The 18,145-nt window shown below is 66.4% G+C and carries 13 protein-coding genes and 1 pseudogene; 9 read left to right on the top strand and 5 right to left on the bottom strand.

Annotated elements, in window-relative coordinates:
• The first annotated feature begins 138 nt into the window (after window positions 1–138).
• The 6 genes from BJD12_RS07400 (at window position 139) to BJD12_RS07370 (ending at window position 9,914) form a co-directional block, all read left to right on the top strand.
• On the top strand, window positions 139–2,886 hold the full coding sequence (locus BJD12_RS07400) for a DUF2339 domain-containing protein (RefSeq protein ID WP_172797192.1): 2,748 nt from the start codon (window positions 139–141) through the stop codon (window positions 2,884–2,886).
• Complete coding sequence (locus tag BJD12_RS07395) at window positions 2,883–4,229, top strand: DUF3999 domain-containing protein (protein ID WP_042827641.1); 1,347 nt, start codon at window positions 2,883–2,885, stop codon at window positions 4,227–4,229. Before BJD12_RS07400 ends, BJD12_RS07395 begins: the two co-directional genes overlap by 4 nt.
• Before the next feature lie 448 nt (window positions 4,230–4,677).
• Window positions 4,678–5,853 (top strand): phosphoglycerate kinase, encoded by a 1,176-nt coding sequence (locus BJD12_RS07390; protein WP_042827643.1) that lies wholly within the window; start codon window positions 4,678–4,680, stop codon window positions 5,851–5,853.
• Window positions 5,850–6,497 (top strand): HAD family hydrolase, encoded by a 648-nt coding sequence (locus BJD12_RS07385; protein WP_005988881.1) that lies wholly within the window; start codon window positions 5,850–5,852, stop codon window positions 6,495–6,497. The genes BJD12_RS07390 and BJD12_RS07385 overlap by 4 nt, the downstream gene beginning before the upstream one ends.
• Window positions 6,498–6,753: 256 nt before the next feature.
• A complete protein-coding gene (gene pyk / locus BJD12_RS07380) occupies window positions 6,754–8,220 on the top strand; it encodes a pyruvate kinase (protein WP_005988883.1) in 1,467 nt (488 codons plus the stop codon).
• Window positions 8,221–8,909: 689 nt separating this feature from the next.
• Complete coding sequence (locus BJD12_RS07370; protein ID WP_005988885.1) at window positions 8,910–9,914, top strand: class I fructose-bisphosphate aldolase; 1,005 nt, start codon at window positions 8,910–8,912, stop codon at window positions 9,912–9,914.
• Between the two features lie 381 nt (window positions 9,915–10,295).
• On the opposite strand, the gene BJD12_RS07365 is transcribed toward BJD12_RS07370, so the two are convergent.
• The 4 genes from BJD12_RS07365 to cobA all read right to left on the bottom strand — a co-directional run bounded on the left by BJD12_RS07365 (window position 10,296) and on the right by cobA (window position 14,060).
• Window positions 10,296–10,835, bottom strand: coding sequence for an O-acetyl-ADP-ribose deacetylase (locus tag BJD12_RS07365; RefSeq protein ID WP_005988887.1), 540 nt, complete (start codon window positions 10,833–10,835; stop codon window positions 10,296–10,298).
• Between the two features lie 378 nt (window positions 10,836–11,213).
• Window positions 11,214–11,720, bottom strand: a complete 507-nt coding sequence (locus tag BJD12_RS07360) for a methyltransferase family protein (protein WP_042827645.1) — start codon at window positions 11,718–11,720, stop codon at window positions 11,214–11,216.
• Between the two features lie 162 nt (window positions 11,721–11,882).
• Window positions 11,883–12,842 carry a cysteine synthase A gene (gene cysK / locus BJD12_RS07355; RefSeq protein ID WP_005988889.1) on the bottom strand — a complete coding sequence of 320 codons (960 nt, stop codon included), beginning with the start codon at window positions 12,840–12,842 and terminating at the stop codon, window positions 11,883–11,885.
• A 15-nt stretch (window positions 12,843–12,857) separates the two neighbouring features.
• A complete protein-coding gene (gene cobA / locus BJD12_RS07350) occupies window positions 12,858–14,060 on the bottom strand; it encodes a uroporphyrinogen-III C-methyltransferase (protein ID WP_005988890.1) in 1,203 nt (400 codons plus the stop codon).
• Window positions 14,061–14,222: 162 nt separating this feature from the next.
• On the opposite strand from cobA, the gene BJD12_RS07345 reads away from it, so the two are divergent.
• Together BJD12_RS07345 and BJD12_RS07340 are read left to right on the top strand one after the other, a co-directional pair.
• Window positions 14,223–15,203 carry a LysR family transcriptional regulator gene (locus BJD12_RS07345; protein ID WP_005988891.1) on the top strand — a complete coding sequence of 327 codons (981 nt, stop codon included), beginning with the start codon at window positions 14,223–14,225 and terminating at the stop codon, window positions 15,201–15,203.
• 10 nt (window positions 15,204–15,213) lie between these two features.
• Window positions 15,214–15,500, top strand: a pseudogene (locus tag BJD12_RS07340) (hypothetical protein).
• 652 nt (window positions 15,501–16,152) lie between these two features.
• On the opposite strand, the gene BJD12_RS07335 reads toward BJD12_RS07340, so the two are convergent.
• On the bottom strand, window positions 16,153–17,349 hold the full coding sequence (locus tag BJD12_RS07335) for a sensor histidine kinase (protein ID WP_005988893.1): 1,197 nt from the start codon (window positions 17,347–17,349) through the stop codon (window positions 16,153–16,155).
• A gap of 293 nt (window positions 17,350–17,642) precedes the next feature.
• Between BJD12_RS07335 and BJD12_RS07330 the strand changes: the two genes are divergently transcribed.
• On the top strand, window positions 17,643–18,077 hold the full coding sequence (locus tag BJD12_RS07330) for a DUF2946 family protein (RefSeq protein WP_005988894.1): 435 nt from the start codon (window positions 17,643–17,645) through the stop codon (window positions 18,075–18,077).
• Window positions 18,078–18,145 lie beyond the last annotated feature (68 nt).

Genomic DNA, 18,145 nt, shown 5'->3' with positions numbered 1-18,145 from the left:
CGTTGTATGGTGAGGTGCGAACCAACGCCCTGATGTCCGTACGTCGCGTGCGGTGCTGCCAATGCGTGGCCGCAGCCTGTATGGTTCGCGCAGCCGGCCGGATGCCGGGGTGGGGGACAGGTGGAATCGATTATCGTGATGGTGGGCCTTGCGGTCCTGGCTCTGCCGGTTGGACTGGTGATAGCGCTGGTGTGGGTAGGCAGACTGCAGCGACGGGTCTGGGAGCTGGAACAGCGGGTCGCCCAGTGGCAGGGCGTTGCGGTGCCGTCGGCCGTGTCACGTGCAGGAGTGCCCGCGCAAGCGGCGCCCAGCTCACCTGTTGATGAGCAGCGCCCCCTGTCCCCGGGCATGCCGACTGAGGCGGTGGCCCCGGTACCGCGCGCCGCCACTTCGTTCCCCCCAGCGTTGCGCAGCAGCGTTGATCCGTTGCCTGCAGCGCGCAGCGTTGCCGGTACTTCCGAGGCCACAGCGAGCAGGCCACCGCCTGCTGCCGCATCGGCGCAGCCAACGCCGCCTCCATCCGCGCCACCGGCACCGAATCCCCCATCCGCGCCAAATGCGATCGAGCGCGCCGCGACTGCGCTGAAGCGCTGGTTCACCGAAGGCAATGTGCCGGTCAAGGTGGGCATGCTGGTGTTGCTGGCCGGCGTGGCGTCGTTGTTGAAGTACGCCAGCGATCAGGGCTGGATGCGCATGCCGATCGAACTGCGCTTGGCCGGCATCAGCGCTCTCGCCTTGGCCGGCCTGGTGTTCGGTTGGAAGCAACGCGAGCAGCGGCCAGGCTTTGCGCTGGCATTGCAGGGTGGTGCCATCGGCGGGTTGTTGTTGACGGTGTTCGCGGCGTTCAAGTTGTACGGCTTGCTGGGCGCAGGCCTGGCGCTGGGCATCAGCGTGGTGCTGATTGCCGGCATGTGCGTACTGGCGGTGATGCAGGACTCGCGCACGCTGGCGGTGTTGGGCGTGCTAGCCGGATTTCTTGCGCCGATCTGGCTGTCCACCGGCAGCGGCAATCATGTCGGGCTGTTTTCGTATTACGCCGTGCTCAACGCCGGCATCGTGGCGATTGCGTGGACGCGGCCGTGGCGGGTGCTCAATCTGCTTGGGTTCGCTTTTACCTTCGGCATCGGCACGCTGTGGGGCGCGCTGCAGTACACACCGGCAAAATTCGCCAGCACCGAGCCATTCCTGTTGCTGTTCTTCGCCATGTACGTCGCCATTCCGGTGCTGCATGCGCGGCGCGGCGACGGCAGTGCGGGCAAGCTCATCGATGGCAGCCTGCTGTTCGGCACGCCCCTGGTCGCCTTCGCGTTGCAGGCGCGCCTGCTGGAAGGCGATCGCCTGCCATTGGCGTTGTGCGCGCTCGCCGTGGCGGCGTTGTATGCCGGCCTGGCGAGTTGGTTGCTGCGCCGTGCCTCCACACGCTTGCTGGGCCAGGCGCACGCGATGCTGGCCGTGGGCTTTGCCACGCTGGCGGTGCCGCTGGCGCTGTCGGCACGGGCCACCGCCAGCGTGTTTGCGCTGGAAGGTGTGGGATTGTTGTGGCTGGGCCTGCGTCAGCAGCGACGCATCCCGCAGATCAGCGGCGTGGCGTTGCAGTTGCTGGCAGCGGTGGGCGTGGCCTTCGGTGTGGATGCGTGGCGCTACGACAGCATGGCGGTGGCCAATGCCACCTGCATGAGCAGCTTGCTGATCGCCATCGCCGGCTGGGCCAGTGCCTGGTTCCTGCGCGATGCAGCTCATCGGCGGAGCGCGCTGGTGGCGTATCTGTGGGGCCTGGGCTGGTGGACGCTGTGCGGGGTGCACGAAATCCTGCGCTTTGCCGATCTGCGTAGCGAGCCGGATCTGCTGCTGGGCTTTGTCGCGCTCAGTGTGTGGCTGGCGGCCGAGGTACAGCGCCGTCGCCCCGCGGCTGCATTGGTGTGGACGGTCATGAGCGGACTGGCGTTGGCTGCGCCGTTGGCGTTGTGGCAGAACCAGGCGCATACGCAGCCGTTCGCGCATTGGGGCGCCGTGGCCTGGCTGGCATTTGCGCTGGCAGGCGCGCGGGCCTTGTGGTGCCTGCGCATGCAGGCCGGCATCGGCGCCTTGGTCGCACAGTTCATCTGGTGGCTGTTGTGGCCGTTGGTGGCGTCGTTGGCTCTGGCCTGGTTGGCCGATGCCTTTGCGCTTGCCAATGGCTGGCGTTGCGCCTTGCTGGCGCTGCCGTGGCTTGCGGTGGCGACGGTGGGTTTGCTGCGCTGGCCGTGGCTGACCTGGCCCCAGGGCGCGCGTTTCGATCCTGCGCGTACCGGGTTGCTGAGCTGCGTGTTCGCGGTGCTGGGTATCGGGTGGCTGCTCGCATTGCTGGATCCGGTCAGCGCCGCGCCGCTGCCCTGGGTGCCCTTGCTCAATCTGGCCGAACTGGCGCAGCTGGCGGTGCTTGCGCTGATCGCTCGCTGGGCATGGTCCACGCACGCACCGGCGATCCTGCAAGGGCGTCGCGTCACTGCGCTCGGCGTGTTGGGCTGGGTAGTAATCACCGGCAGCACCTTGCACAGCGTGCATCACTGGGGCGGTGTGCCGTGGGATACCGCGCTGGTGGGCACGACGCTGTCGCAGACCAGCCTGACTATCGTGTGGAGCGTGCTGGGTGTGCTGGGCTGGGTGGTCGGCTCGCGTCGCGGCCAGCGCGGGCTGTGGCTGGGCGGCGCCTTGCTGATGGGCCTGGTGCTGGCCAAGCTGGTGCTGGTCGATCGCCAGCATCTGGGCAATCTGCTCGGCATCGGCTCGTTCATGGCCTATGGCCTGCTGTGTACGGTGGTGGGATATCTGGCACCGGCGCCTCCGCGTCCGGTGATTGAAGAGCGTGCTGCCGACGGCGATGAAGCGACAAAGGATCCGGCATGAGTGCAAGACGTTGGGGATGGATGCTGTTGGTGCCGCTGATTGCGCAGGCGGCCGATGTGCGGCAGGACTATCGGCAGCAATGGCCGCTGCAGGTGGCTGGCTCCGACGCCGGCCTGTATCAGCTGACCTTGAGCGAGGCGGTCTATCGCAGCGCAGTCGATGCGGGCCTGGGCGATGTCACGGTGATCGATGCGCGTGGCGAAGAAATGCCCACCGCACCGCTGCCGCTCGATGCTGCGCCGGCTGCATCGCGTCGGCAGCGGTTGCCGTTGTTTGCCTTGCCTGAAGGCGCCGCGCCGGCCAATGGCGATCTGCAATTGATTGCCGAGCGCGATGCCAACGGTGCGGTGCGACGACTGGAAGGCCGCTTTGCGACCGGTGCACCGGCAGCGTCCCGGGCTGGTAGCAGCTGGTTGATCGACGCCAGCGCCTTGCGCGATCGCCCGCGCGCGTTGCTGCTGGATTGGGAGGGCAATACGCCGGTGCAGGCGCAGCTGCGGGTAGAGGGCAGCGACGATCTGCGCGACTGGCGCGTGCTGGCCTCCGATGCGACCGTGATGGCCCTGGACAACCAGGCGCAGCGGCTGCAGCAGCGCCGCATTGCGCTGGACGACGGCGCGCGTTACCTGCGCATCGTGCCGCTGTCGGGCACCCTGCCGCCGTTGCGCGCGGTCGACGCGGAAGTGGATGGCGTGGTCGCGCCCACACAGCTGTCTTGGCTTGACTTGCAGGGCACTGCGCACGACACCGGCGTGACCTATGTGGTACCTGGCCGCTTTCCGATCACCCAGCTGGATGTCGGCGGCGGTCTGGCCGAGGCCGTGGAATGGGTCGTGGAAAGCCGCGATGCCGACGACGCGCCATGGCTGCGTCGCGCCGGGCCATGGTTGGCGTATCGGCTTGGCAATGGTGTCTCGCCACCGCAGCTGTTGTCCGCACCGGTGCGCGATCGTCAGTGGCGATTGGTGGCTGCCCAGGGCCGCAGCACGGCTGTACCGACCTTGCGCGCGGGATATCAGCCGGAGCGGTTCATGTTTCTTGCCCAGGGGCAGCCGCCGTATGCACTCGTCGCTGGCAGCGCGCGTTTGCACCGTGGCGACGCGCCACTGGGCTCGATGCTGCAGGCGCTGCGGCAGCAGCGCGGTGCGCAGTGGCAGCCGGTGCAGGCCAGCGTGGCCGCGCAGGCACAGCCGCTTGCCGGCGACGCGGCGCTACAGCCGGCCGCCACCCCGCGCGACTGGAAACAGTGGTTGCTCTGGGCCCTGCTGGTCGGTGGCGCCCTGCTGGTCGGCGGGTTCGCGGTCAGCCTGCTGCGTAAATCCGGCACGGAGCGGCCGCACTAACGCGTCGTCATCGCGCGCTCGCCAGAGGTGTGCAGGTGATGCGGTTTGCCGCTTTGCTGCGAAGGCCGGACAATGGGCATCCCCCGTCGCCAAGGCAGCCGCATTGCCCGTCGTGTTCGACCGACCAGAGTTCGCGCCACCCGCTTTTGCGGCAGCGCCCGCCCAGGCCACCGCCAGGTTGCGGTACGACTTGTCGATCACGAAGACTGATTGCCGGACTCCCGCCGCCGAGGCAGTCGCATTGCCCATGGTCTTCGATCGACTGCCATCCGTGGGGGCCGCAGTTGTAGTGGCGGCATCTTTGAATGGCCCGCCTCGTCAGGGTGGTGCCAGCGTGAGGCCTCCGCGCACAAGCGTGCCCGCACGCGCAGCGTCCAACGCAGGTGTGGCGTCGTGTACCAATCCCCTATCCCGATTTCCTGATCCCCAGACTTAGCGAGCCAAGCCCATGTCCATTGTCCGTATGACCGACCTCGATCTCTCCGGCAAGCGCGTGCTGATCCGCCAGGATCTCAACGTGCCGATCGACAACGGCCAGATCACCTCCGAGCAGCGCATCACCGCCTCGGTGCCCACGCTCAAGCTGGCGCTGGAAAAGGGCGCGGCGGTCATGGTCACCTCGCACCTGGGCCGGCCGAAGGAGGGCAGCTGGAGCGAAGAAGATTCGCTGGCGCCGGTGGCCGCGCGTCTGACCACCTTGCTGGGTGTCGACGTCACGTTGGTGCGCGACTGGGTCGATGGCGTGGACGTCGCGCCGGGCCAGGTGGTGTTGCTGGAAAACTGCCGCATGAATGTCGGTGAGGGCAAGGACGATGAGACCCTGGCGCGCAAGTACGCCGCGCTGTGCGATGTATTCGTCATGGATGCCTTCGGCACCGCGCATCGCGCGCAGGCGTCCACGCATGGGGTGATCCGGTTCGCGCCGGTGGCCGCTGGCGGCCCGCTGCTGATGGCCGAACTCGATGCGCTGGCCAAGGCCCTGGACAACCCGGCCAAGCCGCTGCTGGCGATCGTGGCCGGCAGCAAGGTCTCGACCAAGCTGGAACTGCTCTCCAACCTGGTCAACAAGGTCGACCAGCTGATCGTCGGTGGCGGCATCGCCAATACCTTCATCGCTGCGGCCGGCCATGACGTGGGCAAGTCCTTGAACGAGCCGGACCTGATTCCCACCGCCAACCAGATCGTGGCCGACGCCAAGACCCGCGGCGCCGAGATCCCGCTGCCTACCGACGTGGTCGTCGCCAAGCAGTTCCTGCCCGATGCACAAGCCACGGTGAAGTCGCTCGACGCCGTCGAGGCGGACGATCTGATTCTGGACATCGGCCCGCAGACCGCGCAGCACTATGCCGCGATGATCGCCAATGCCGGCACGGTGGTGTGGAACGGGCCGGTCGGCGTGTTCGAATTCGAGCCCTTCAGCCATGGCACCGAAACCCTGGCACGCGCGATCGCCGCATCCAAGGCGTTCTCCATCGCTGGCGGCGGCGACACCCTGGCGGCGGTGGACAAATACGACATCGCCAGGGACGTCACCTACATCTCCACCGGTGGCGGCGCGTTCCTGGAATTCCTGGAAGGCAAGACCCTGCCGGCGGTGGCCGCGCTCGAGGCTCGCGGCAAGTGAGCGCAGCCACGCTGTTCTTCGACCTGGACGGCACCCTGGTCGATTCGCAGCCGGGCATCGTCGCCAGCATCGTGCATGCCTTCGACAGCGTGGGTCAGCCGCGTCCATCGGCGCAGACCTTGCGCGCCTGGATCGGCCCGCCGCTGCGCGACAGCTTCACCGAATGTTTTCCGCAGGACCCGGCCCTGGTGCAGCGCGCGCTGGGGCTCTACCGCGAGCGCTACGACGCGGTGGGCTGGACCGAGCTGAGCGTGTTCGACGGCATCGGCGAGGTGGTCACCGGCCTGCATCGCGCCGGCCATCGCCTGGCCGTGGTCACCTCCAAGAACGAGCGTTACGCACGACGCATCGTCGAGCATCTGCCGTTCGGCGCCTGCTTCGAGAACGTGATCGGTGCCAGCGAAGATGGCGAACGCCGCTTCAAGCCGGACCTGATCGCCGAAGCATTGCGCCGCCTTGAGATCGACAAGGCCGGCTGCGTGATGATCGGCGACCGTCGCATGGATATCGATGGCGCCAATCACCACCGCATCCATAGCATCGGTGTGTTGTGGGGCTTCGGCGACGAGGCCGAACTGCGCGCTGCAGGCGCCGGCGCGATTGCGCACACGCCTGCGCAACTGGCGCAGTTGATCGACGCGTGAGCGCTGCGCATCGGTTGTGGCGCTCGCTTGGCTGCTGCAGGTGCGCTTCGCAACGTGATTCAACAGACTGCTCTTCACTGCCACCGGGTTAGGGTGGCGACCGCATCGCGTTGCCCATGCAACGCGTGCGTAAACGGACGTACTGTCCCGCACTGTCTGTAAGACATGCCGGAATAGGAGGGTGGCTATGCCGCAATGCCATCCTCGGTACGTGACGTGTGTGTTAAGTTTCGCGGCTTTTACAGGGAGGCCCATCATGAAAGAACGTCAACGCCGCACCAAGATCCTCGCCACCCTCGGACCGGCAACGGACGCGCCCGGTGTGCTGGACGCCTTGTTCAAGGCGGGCGTCAACGTGGTGCGCCTCAACTTCAGCCATGGCGACCCGTCCGGCCAGGCCAAGCGCGCTGCCGAAGTGCGTGCCGCCGCTGCGCGCGCCGGTGCCGAAGTCGGCATCCTGGCCGATCTGCCGGGCCCGAAGATCCGTATCGAACGCTTTGCCGAAGGCAAGATCAAGTTGACCATGGGCGCGCGCTTCGACCTGGTGGCCGATGCCAATGCGCCGGCCGGCGACCAGAACCAGGTGGGCGTGAGCTATCTGGGTCTGCCCCAGGACGTGGTGGCCGGTGACGTGCTGCTGCTCGACGACGGCCTGGTGCAGTTGCAGGTCACCGACGTGCAGGGCGCGCGCATCGTCACCACCGTGCTCAACGATGGCGTGCTGTCCGACCGCAAGGGCTTGAACAAGCAGGGTGGCGGGTTGTCGCTGGGTGCACTGACCGAGCGCGACAAGGAGCTGATCGGCATCGTCGCCAAGATCGGCGTGGACTTCATTGCAGTGTCGTTCTGCCGCAATGCGCAGGACATGCACGACGCGCGTCAGATCGCTCAGCAGCACGGTTGCGATGCGCAGCTGGTGTCCAAGATCGAGCGCACCGAAGCGATCGAGAACCTGGTCGAAATCGTCGAAGCCTCCGACGTGGTGATGGTGGCGCGCGGCGACCTGGGCGTGGAAATCGGCGATGCCGAATTGCCGGGCCTGCAGAAGAAGATCATTCGCGAGTCGCTGGCGCAGAACAAGGTGGTGATCACCGCCACGCAGATGCTGCAGTCGATGGTCGAAAGCCCGATCCCGACCCGCGCCGAAGTGCTGGACGTGGCCAATGCGGTCATCGACGGCACCGACGCGGTGATGCTGTCGGCCGAAACCGCCGCCGGTGCCTACCCGGTGCGTGCGGTGGAAGCAATGGCGCGCATCTGCCTGGGCGCCGAGCACCAGTTCGAATTCGATACCGACTTCGAAGCGGCGCAACGCAACCTGCAGCGCGCCGATCAGGCCATCGCGATGGCGACCATGTTCCTGTCCGAGCACATCGGCCTGGGTGGTGTGGTGGCCTTGACCGAATCCGGCGGCACGCCGCGCTTCCTGTCGCGCTTCCGCTCGAACATGCCGATCTACGCCTTCACCCGTCACGATGGCGCGCGTCGCCAGATGGCGATGATGCGCGGCGTGTTCCCGATCAGCTTCGACAGCCGCGGCCTGACCCCGCGCGAAGCCGCACGTGCGGCGATCCGCCTGCTGGTGGAAAACGAGCGCATGGGCCCGGGTGACCGCGTGGTGTTCACCAGCGGCGAGCACATGGAAATGCATGGCGCCACCAACACGCTGCGTCTGCTGGAAGTGGGCGAAGACGGTCGCGCGACCGGTCTGGGCGAGCTGTAACGCAGTGCCCCGCCATCCGCGTGCGTCGGTTGACGTACGCGGATGGTTGAACGGTACGCATCCTGCACACGGCGGCCTTCGGGTCGCCGTTGTGCTGTGTGGGGGGCGGTGCATCCGGTGCCGTCACGCTTGCCTGCAATGACCTGCGTGCCACGTGGTGGTGCACTGCTGGTACTTTGCTTGTCGCCCCCCACATCACGCATTCCATCGTGCATGGCGCGATTCATCACCCCCGGATCATCGGCGGCATCTGCTTGGCCGCTATCGCGGTCCTGGCGGCAATGCTGCCGGTAATGCGGTTGTGTTGCCGCATGTCTTCGCAGGGGCGCGCTCCGGGCCGATACATGTGTAGCCGCCTTCGATCCACGTGGCAACCGCGATGCCGGCACGTGTTTGACGCACACGATCGCAATGCATTACACGCGCGGCTGCAGTGATCGAGGCCGGTACGCAGGCCTGTCTGTCTGCAACATGGCGGGCCTGCATGCCGAGGTGATCGCCCCAGCTGTTTGTGCACGCGATGCCAATTACGCGGCAGATCGACAGCGCCTGCTGCAGCGCGATGCGAGTGGCGCCACACATCCTGTCACGTCTGCAAGGTGTAATCGGTTGCAGGCATTCCGTGAAGGAATGTGTACGACTTTCGTCGCTATACTTTCGTTCTCCCCCGCAGCTGCCACAGGAACTACATGAGCATCGAACAGCTTGCCGAAACCGCCCAGGCCATGGTCGCCCCGGGCAAGGGCATCATCGCCATCGACGAGTCGACCAGCACGATCGCAAAGCGTTTTGCCAGCGTCGGCATCGAGAACATCGAAGAAAACCGTCGCGCCTATCGCGAACTGCTGCTGACTACGCCCAAGCTGAGCGACTACATCTCCGGCGCCATCCTGTTCGACGAGACCATCCGTCAGAAGACCAAGGACGGCGTGCAGTTCGCCAAGTACATGGCCGAGCACGGCATCATCCCGGGCATCAAGGTGGACAAGGGCGCGCAGCCGCTGGCCGGCATGCCGGGCGAACTGGTCACCGAAGGTCTGGACGGCCTGCGTGCGCGTCTGGAGGAGTACTACACGCTGGGTGCGCGCTTCGCCAAGTGGCGTGCGGTCATCAACATCGGCGAAGACATCCCGTCCGGCACCTGCATCGAGGCCAACTCGCACGCGCTGGCGCGGTATGCCGCGCTGTGCCAGGAGCAGGGTCTGGTGCCGATGGTCGAGCCGGAAGTCATCATGGACGGCAGCCACGACATCGAGACCTGCTACGAAGTGACCGAAGCCACGCTGCGCTCGCTGTTCGGCGCGCTGTATGAGCAGAATGTCGTGCTTGAAGGCACCATCCTGAAGGCCTCGATGGTCATCTCCGGCAAGAGCTGCGAAGAGCAGGCCAGCGTCGAGGAAGTGGCCGAATCCACCGTGATGTGCCTGAAGTCGACCGTGCCGGCGATCCTGCCGGGCATCGTGTTCCTGTCCGGCGGCCAGACCGACGAGCAGTCCACCGCGCACCTCAACGAAATGCACCAGCTCGGCAACCTGCCGTGGCCGTTGAGCTTCTCCTACGGCCGCGCGATGCAGCAGGCCGCATTGAAGCTGTGGGCCAAGGACATGACCGGCAACTTCGCCAAGGCGCAGCAGATCATCTATGAGCGCGCCAAGGAAAACGGCCTGGCCGCACTGGGCAAGTGGAAGGGCTGATCGGTTGATGCCGGTTCAACGGCCGCATCGTCTGTGAGACCAAACGCCGGCAGCAATGCCGGCGTTTTTTATTGCATGTCGACCGAAGATTGGCTGAGTCGATGTGCTGTCCGATTTGAAGCAGTGCACCAGACAACCGCGTAGCCGTCGCGTGTCGGATTGGTCTGCACGTCCGCACTGTGGTTGCTCCGCACGTCCTGCATCTGCCTGACGATGGCCGAGCATGCGTGCCAGCCATCGCTGCGACCTGGCAAGGTGGAGCGCTACGTATCAGGCTCGCTGCACATTGCTGGGTTGGGCCGAGAAGCGAATGCGACTCCATCGTCCAAAACGCAACGAGCGCCTTGCGGCGCTCGTCGGTGCACCTGCTTTGCATACTGCTCAGGCGGCAGCGGTTTCCTGCGTTGCGAGTGCCTGCTGATACGCCTTGTAGGTTGCTTCGTTATAGGCCACCAGCACGATGTGCTTGGGCACCTTGTGCGAGCGTTGCCAGTCGCGGGTTTCGGTCACGGCAATCCGCGCCGCCTGGTACAGCGGGTAACCGTAGATGCCGCAGCTGATGGCCGGAAATGCGATCGAGTGCAGCATCATCTGCTCGGCCAACTTCAACGACTGCCAGTAGCAGTTTGCGAGTTGCTCCGGCTCGTTGTGCTTGCCGTCGCGCCATACCGGTCCCACCGTATGAAACACATGACGGGCCTTCAGATCGAATCCATCGGTAATGCGAATTTCGCCAGTGGGGCAGCGCACGCCCGGACGCACTTGCGGCAATGCCTCGCAGGCCTGCAACAAACGCGGACCTGCGGCGCGGTGGATGGCGCCATCGACGCCGCCACCGCCCAGCAGTGATTCGTTTGCGGCGTTGACGATGACGTCAACGTCGAGTTCGGTGATGTCGCCTTGCCAGACTTCGATTCTCATAGCGTGATAGTTATGGGATTTGCATGATGAGCGCGTGATGGATAGGGCGCTGCGGGACGCCCACGCTACGGGCCATTCATCTCACACGATGCGACCACGTGGCGTGCTGCGCTGGATGATCTGTAGGTTGCCAAACGCGCTGTCTGCAACGCGTCGCGATGGCGATTGGTCCGGCCTATGACAAGTATCGAAGAGGCCTGTTGAGGTGCGTCAACTACGAAGTCACCAGGCAGCAATGCACCGTGGTGACGTACGGCCTTCAGCGCTGAAGCGCGCGATGCCGCAGCGCTCTTTCAGTGTCGACGGTTCAGCGTCGTCGCGAACAGAACTGGCAATCGATTCGCTCGATCCAAACCGGCTTGGCGTGTGCCGGTACGCTCAAAGCCAGCGGCGCACGCGCGTGCAGTAATCGCTGTAAGCGCGGCCGAATTCGGCGCGCAGCCGCGCTTCTTCGAACGGGATGACAAGCCACTGCAAGGCCAGCCACGGCAGCGGCACCAGCGCCACCGCCCACAGCAGGCCCAGTTGCAGACACAGGCCGACATAGCTCAGGACCAATGCCAGATACATCGGGTTGCGGGTGAAGCGATACGGGCCATCCAGCACCAGCCGCGAGGGATGGCCGCTGGGCATGATGGTGGTGCGTCGGCGCGCGAACAGGATGAAGCAGCTCAACGCCAACGCGAGCCCGGCGCAGGCAATCACGCCGCCGGCCAGCTCGATCCACGCCAGCGGCGTCGGGGCGGGCAGCGGCAGTGCGAAGGCCTGCTGCAGCCAGGCACCGGCGCCCAGGGCGAGCGCGAAATGCGCCGGGGAGGTCATCTTCACCAGCCATGGCGCCCTCCCGCCGCGGGTAGCGCTGTGTCCATACGGCCGGTTACTCACGCCTTCTCTCCCTGCAGAACAGCCGCCATCGTAACGTTTCCTTGACATCGGCGGGAGGCCGCGGCGCCGCAGCGCCGTGCAGATCGGGGCGCGCTCCATGGCAAAGGCCGCGCTGGCGGGCGCGGCCTTTGGGAGGAAAGCCTGACGTGCCGTTGTCTGCGATCAGGGCAGGCCAGCCAGCCAATCGTCGTCCGAGCCTTCGTTGATGTCGGCAAACAGTGGGGTGGAGAAGTAGCGCTCCCCGGTGTCGGGCAGCATCGCCAGGATCACCGCGCCGGGCGCGGCGGATTCGGCCACGCGCAGAGCAGTGGCGACAGTGGCGCCGCCGGAGATGCCGGTGAAGATGCCTTCTTCGGCGGCCAGGCGGCGGGCGATGGTGATGGCGTCGGTGTCTTCCACGCTCAGCACCTCGTGCGCGACTTCGCGGTTGAGCACCTCGGGCACGAAGTCCGGGGTCCACCCCTGGATCTTGTGCGGCTTCCAGTCCTGGCCCTGCAGCAGCGCCGCACCGGCCGGTTCGCTGGCGGTGATGCGCACTTCCGGGCGGGCCACGCGCAGCACTTCTCCCACGCCGGTCAGGGTGCCGCCGGTGCCCCAGCCGGTGACGAAATGGTCCAGCCGGTGGCCGGCGAAGTCGCGCAGGATTTCGGCTGCGGTGGTATTGCGGTGATAGGCCGGGTTGGCCGGGTTGGCGAACTGGCTGGCCAGGAACCAGCCATGCTGCTCGGCCAGTTCCTTGGCCTTGCGCACCATGCCGCTGCCGCGCTCGGCCGCCGGGGTCAGAATCACCTTGGCGCCATAGGCGCGCATCAGCTTACGGCGCTCGATGGAGAAGGTTTCCACCATGGTGGCGACGAACTTGTAGCCACGTGCGGCCGCGACCATGGCCAACGCCACGCCGGTGTTGCCGGAGGTGGCTTCGACAATGGTGTCGCCGGGCTTGAGCAGGCCGCGCTGCTCGGCATCGAGGATGATTGCCAATGCCAGGCGGTCCTTGACCGAGCCGCCTGGGTTGAACGACTCCACCTTGACGTACAGGGACACGTTGTCCGGCGCAAGCCGGTGAAGTTTGACCACCGGGGTGCGGCCGATGGTGTCGAGGATGTTGTCGTACAGGGCCATGGGGTCTCCGTCGGATCAGGCTGCGTGGGCCAGTGTGGGCGTGTCGGGCGTTGCGATGAGTGAGTGCGGCAGCGGCACGCTGAGCGGTGCGGCACCAAACCAGTGCAGCGCCGGCGCCAGCGCCGCCACCTCGCCCAGGATCAGCAGCGCGGGCGCCTGCACCTGTAACTCCCGCGCGGTGGTGGCCAGGGTGGCAAGCGTACCGGTGATCACCCGTTGCTGCGGGCGCGAGCCATTTTCCACCAATGCGAATGGAGTGGTGGGCGCGCGGCCGGCCTGCAGCAGGCGCTGCTGGATGCCGTCCAGGCCCGCCACGCCCATGTAAAAGGCCAACGTCTGGCGCTCCTGGCCCAGCGCGTGCCAGTCCAGCGTGTCCAGCGAATCCTTGCAGTGCGCGGTGATCAGGCGCAGCGACTGCGCGTGATCGCGATGGGTGAGCGGGATGCCGGCATAGGCGGCGCAGGCGACGGCGGCGGTAATGCCGGGAATCACCTGAAAGCCGATGCCGAGCGCGCGCAGGAATTCCAGCTCTTCGCCACCACGGCCGAACACGAACGGGTCGCCGCCTTTCAGCCGCACCACTCGACGCCCGGCGCGGGCATGTTCCAGCATCAGCGCGTGGATCTGATCCTGGCGGGTGCTATGGCCTTGCGCAGCCTTGCCGACTTCAACGCGCAGCGCGTCGCGGCGGGCCAGTTGCAGGATCTGTGGGCTGACCAGGCGGTCGTACAACACCACCTCCGCCTGCCGGAGCGCGCGCAAGGCGTGGCGCGTGAGCAGGCCAGGGTCGCCTGGGCCGGCACCGACCAGGGTCACGCTGCCGGGGGAGAGCTGGCCGACGACGGTGCGGGGCGCCGGGGGACGTACAGGGGGCGCCGCTGAAACGGCGGGCGTGGCGTCGTGGGTGAGCAGGTGGCGCGCGCTGGCCGCGGCGCGCAGGGCGTCGTTGAGGTCCGGTGCAGTGCTGGCGGCGATGGTGAGCCAGAGCGGTTGATCGGGCAGGTCCAGCCAGGCCGGATCGAACCGTCCCGCCAGCCAGCGCAGCTGCCCGGCCTGCGCCCATTCGCGTAGTTGCGGGCTCAGTTCCGGCGCGCCCACCAATGGCAGTGCGCCGGCCTGCAGCAATGCGGCGGTGGCGCGTTCGGCATCGGCACCGCCACCGACTACCAGGACGGCACGGCCACGCAGGTCGACAAGGAGCGGGAACGCAGAGGTCACGGACCGGGGCATCGAAAGGGAGGGCCAGACCGTAACGCCGGCTTATAGCTGTCGGAAATGACTTCATGCGTCCTAAAAATAGCGTTCGGTTATAAGCTGGCCCGCCGAACTCCTCTACAGTCGAAGTCTTGTAGCGCCTCGCGCTTTTTTGGACATAAGCCCATGACGCTGACCCAACTTCGCTACCTGGTGGCCATCGCCGATGCCGAGCTGAACATCACGCTGGCGGCGGCGCGCGTGCACGCGACCCAGCCAGGCCTGTCCAAGCAACTCAAGCAGCTGGAAGACGAGCTGGGCTTTCTGTTGTTCGTGCGCAAGGGACGCAGCCTGGACGCGGTGACGCCGGCCGGGGTGGAAGTGATCGAACGCGCACGTGCGGTGCTGTTGGAAGCCAACAACATCCGTACCTACGCCGCCAACCAGCGCCGCGAAAGCCAGGGCCAGCTGACCCTGACCACCACCCACACCCAGGCGCGCTTCGTGCTGCCGCCAGCGGTGGCTCAGATCAAGCACGCCTACCCGCAGGTGAGCGTGCATCTGCAGCAGGCGGCCGAAAGCGCGGCGCTGGATCTGCTCAGCCAGGGCGATGCGGATATCGCCGTGGTCAGCACCGCCGGCGGCGAGCCCAGCGCCGGCATCGCGGTGCCGCTGTACCGCTGGCGACGGCTGGTGGTGGTGCCGCGCGGGCATGCGTTGGATACGCGGGTGGCGCCGGACATGCAGGCGCTGTCCAAGCACCCGTTGATCAGCTACGAATCGTCCACCCGGCCCGGCTCGTCGCTGCAGCGCGCGTTCGCGCAGGTCGGGCTGGAGCCGAGCATTGCGTTGACCGCGCTGGATGCGGACCTGATCAAGACCTATGTGCGCGCCGGGCTTGGCGTCGGACTGGTCGCTGAAATGGCAGTCAATGCCCACGACGACGACCTGCGTGCCTGGCCGGCGCCGGCACCGATCGCCGAGTGCATCGCCTGGGCGGTACTCCCGCGCGACCGTGTGCTGCGCGACTACGCGCTGGACCTGGTGCATGTGCTCGCGCCGCAGATCGACAAGCGTGACCTGCGGCGCGTGCTGGACGGCAACCAGGCACCGAATTGGCCGCTGCCGCCGACCTGGGAATCGCTGACCCAGACCATCACCAGTTGAGCGCCACGCGATGACCGAGCCAGCCCGCCCGCCCCTAGCAGACTCTGGTCGCCCGAACCTGATGGCGGCATGTCCTTGCAACTGTCGGCCAACATCGACGGACGCGAGCACGCGGTACTGACGGTGCTGGCGGACCCGCAGGACGAGTCCCTATGGGTGGCGCTGCAGGCCGGCGCAGCGCCGGTGCAGATTCCGATGGCTGTGTTGCGTCAGGTGCTGGAAGTTGCGGCAGAGGATGTGCATTCGGCGGCGTGGTTTGCGCTGCAGGACGGGGATGCAACCGGAATCGGAGATTAGGGATTCGGGATTCGTAACAGCGGGTTCCGCCATGTCGTCATGGGCCGCGCATTGCGTGCTGTGTCCTGCCCGCTAAGGCGGATGCTATGTTGCGCTGCAGCGCAAGGTCTTCTCAGAATCCTTTTTAAATCAATGGCATGCAGGCGCGGGCCGATGCGCCGCGCTTGCCTCTGTCAGTAATTCTCCCTACACGTGTCAGGGCCGTCTGAGCGGGGTTGCTGGCCTCCATCAAGTTGGACGCGGCGCTGTCGTAAACCTTATAGCAACCATGACGCAACACTTCGGACGTCTAGGGGTGGACGGCGCAGGACCGGCGATTCAGGTATCGCTTCGCTGGTGTGATCCGTGGTGTTGTTGAGGGTTGCTAGCGCTGCCGCATCACTGTTGCGCGAGTTTGCGCACGGCGCGGCTGGCGCACCCGGGTCCCTGGGGAGAGACCTGGCGTGTTTGGTGGCGGATCCGGGTCGGGAGCTCGGGTCCGCCTTTTTTTTGCCCGAACAATCGCAGCACGCGCCCGTGGCCATGCTGGGTCGGCCACGTTTGGTAAACGTCAGATGCGCGAAGCGACGCTGGCGACGTGATATGTGCCAGGTCTACTGCACAGCGCGCGGTCGTACAGCTCCATGCAGCCGCGCTGGACCCCACGCAGGCGTCAGGCCAGCGGAATGCGAACAGAAAAACAGGTGCCGCCTTCCGACCGAGGTCGCACCGTTACCTCGCACCCTAATGTTTCGGCGGTGCGGTGCACGATCCATAGCCCGATGCCCAGGCCGTCGCTACGTGGGTCGGCCTGGCGGAACGCCTGGAAGACCTGCTCGGGCTGTTCAAGATTCAGGCCGATGCCGCTGTCGATGATTTCCACCACCGCATAGCCGGGGCGGCGGCGGGCACCGACCAGCACGCGTCCACGTTCGGTGTATTTGATGGCATTGCCCACCAGGTTGCCGATCAGGGTGGTCAGCAAGGTCGGGTGGCTGCGCACGCGCAGCGAGGTCGGCACATGGCGCAGCGACAGGCACTTGTCGATGGCCGGCTGGCGCCAGACGCCAAGCACCGAATGCAGGATGTCTTCCAACTGCAGCACTTGCAGATCCGGCATGGCGGCCTTGCTTGCGGCCGCCAACGTGGCCAGTTCATCCAGGCTGCGCCCGACTAGGCTGATCGCATCGCGCGCGGTCACCAAGGTCGGGATGGAATCGACGTTGGCGTGCCGACGCATCTTGTCGATGGCATAGGCGGCCGTGCGCAACGGGGTCTTCAGATCGTGCCCGGCAATGGCCATCAGCCTGCTGCGGTAGCGGTCGGACTCTTCGGCAATCAGCAGCGCGCGGCGCAATTCCAGCTGCGCCATGGTCTGGCGTGCAAGCGCGCGCAGCGCCTCGACCTGTTCGTCGGTCAGTTTGCGCGGCTGCCGGTCAAGGACACACACCGTGCCCAGCGGCAGCCCGTCCGGGGTCTTCAACAACGCACCTGCATAGAAGTACAGGGGCGCCTCGCCAGTGACTAACGGGTTGCGCGAAAAGCGGACGTCTTCGCGCGTGTCCGGCACCACCAGCACGTCGCTGTCGAGCAACGCATGCGCGCACATCGACTTGAATAGCGGCGTCTCGCGCTCGCCCATTCCCAGTTCGCTCTTGAACCACTGGCGGTCAGCGTCCACCAGGCTGATCAAGGCGATCGGGGTCTGGCAAATGATGGACGCAAGCCGGGTGATGTCTTCGAAGGCTGCCTCGCGCGGGGTGTCGAGAATGCCGTAGCTGCGCAGCGCCTGCAGGCGAAGCGCTTCGCTGGGCGGTTTGGGGGCGCAGGGAAGTGGCTCAGCCGCTGGATCGGACAGGACAGTACTCATGCGCACAGGGTGAATTGGATGACGTGCAAGCATAGGGCATGGCAGCGCTTTGCATGCGTGCACCATGATTCACACCAGTGGAACTGTGACTGCCGGCCTGGACAATAGGGATCAGGTGATGTGGAAGTGATGGTTCGGTCTGGTTGACGCGAAGCGGGCAGCCAGGAGGAACGGCCGACGTGCCGCATGTCATGCTGGTGCGCCCGCACGCTTGCACCAGTGAGGGTGCGACATCCGGTCGCGTACCGGCCGCCACCATCGCTCCCGTCAACATGGCGGCTTACACTCCGCCAATGCCCTCGCTCCACCGCCATCGCTTGCTGCACGTGCTCGCCTGCCTGGCGGTTGCGCTGATGCTGGTGGCACCGTTGATCAGCCGCTGGAGCCAGGCGCGCGCGATCGAGCCGATGTGCATGAGCGGCCCGGCGCTCGCCACCGGCACGGCTGTGCATGCCGGCCACGTGCCTGCGCAAGCACAAGGCGCAGCGCATCCGGGTCACGCCATGCCCGGCGCCAAGCAACGGGCTGGCGACCATGACGCCGCGCTGCACGGCGAAGCCTGCGACTACTGCATGTTGGCCGCGCGCTTGCTGCCCTGGCTGGCGCTGCTGGTGCTGTGCCTGCTGCAGCGACGCCCGGTGCCGATGCCGTTGCCCGCCACGGTGCGGGTACGGTCGGCCTTGCGCTGGAGTGCCCTCGGAGCGCGTGGGCCACCGTTGTACGCCTGAGCCTTGCCCCGTTGCGGGCGTCCGTTGCGCTGCGGTTTGCCGGCGCCTGATGCGTCGGCGTGGCCGTG

This window comes from Xanthomonas vesicatoria ATCC 35937 (assembly GCF_001908725.1).
Classification (GTDB): Bacteria; Pseudomonadota; Gammaproteobacteria; order Xanthomonadales; family Xanthomonadaceae; genus Xanthomonas; species Xanthomonas vesicatoria.
The sequence above is the reverse complement of the archived record's forward strand: the minus strand, read 5'-3'. Positions and strand labels throughout refer to the sequence as shown.

Bases quoted from the DNA above. Each gene is read 5' to 3' on its own strand.
- BJD12_RS07335 (WP_005988893.1), bottom strand. From the start codon at position 17,349: ATGAGTACTGTCCTGTCCGATCCAGCGGCTGAGCCACTTCCCTGCGCC.
- BJD12_RS07330 (WP_005988894.1), top strand. From the start codon at position 17,643: ATGCCCTCGCTCCACCGCCATCGCTTGCTGCACGTGCTCGCCTGCCTG.
- BJD12_RS07370 (WP_005988885.1), top strand. From the start codon at position 8,910: ATGAGCATCGAACAGCTTGCCGAAACCGCCCAGGCCATGGTCGCCCCG.
- BJD12_RS07395 (WP_042827641.1), top strand. From the start codon at position 2,883: ATGAGTGCAAGACGTTGGGGATGGATGCTGTTGGTGCCGCTGATTGCG.
- cysK (WP_005988889.1), bottom strand. From the start codon at position 12,842: ATGGCCCTGTACGACAACATCCTCGACACCATCGGCCGCACCCCGGTG.
- BJD12_RS07365 (WP_005988887.1), bottom strand. From the start codon at position 10,835: ATGAGAATCGAAGTCTGGCAAGGCGACATCACCGAACTCGACGTTGAC.
- BJD12_RS07400 (WP_172797192.1), top strand. From the start codon at position 139: ATGGTGGGCCTTGCGGTCCTGGCTCTGCCGGTTGGACTGGTGATAGCG.
- BJD12_RS07390 (WP_042827643.1), top strand. From the start codon at position 4,678: ATGTCCATTGTCCGTATGACCGACCTCGATCTCTCCGGCAAGCGCGTG.
- BJD12_RS07345 (WP_005988891.1), top strand. From the start codon at position 14,223: ATGACGCTGACCCAACTTCGCTACCTGGTGGCCATCGCCGATGCCGAG.
- pyk (WP_005988883.1), top strand. From the start codon at position 6,754: ATGAAAGAACGTCAACGCCGCACCAAGATCCTCGCCACCCTCGGACCG.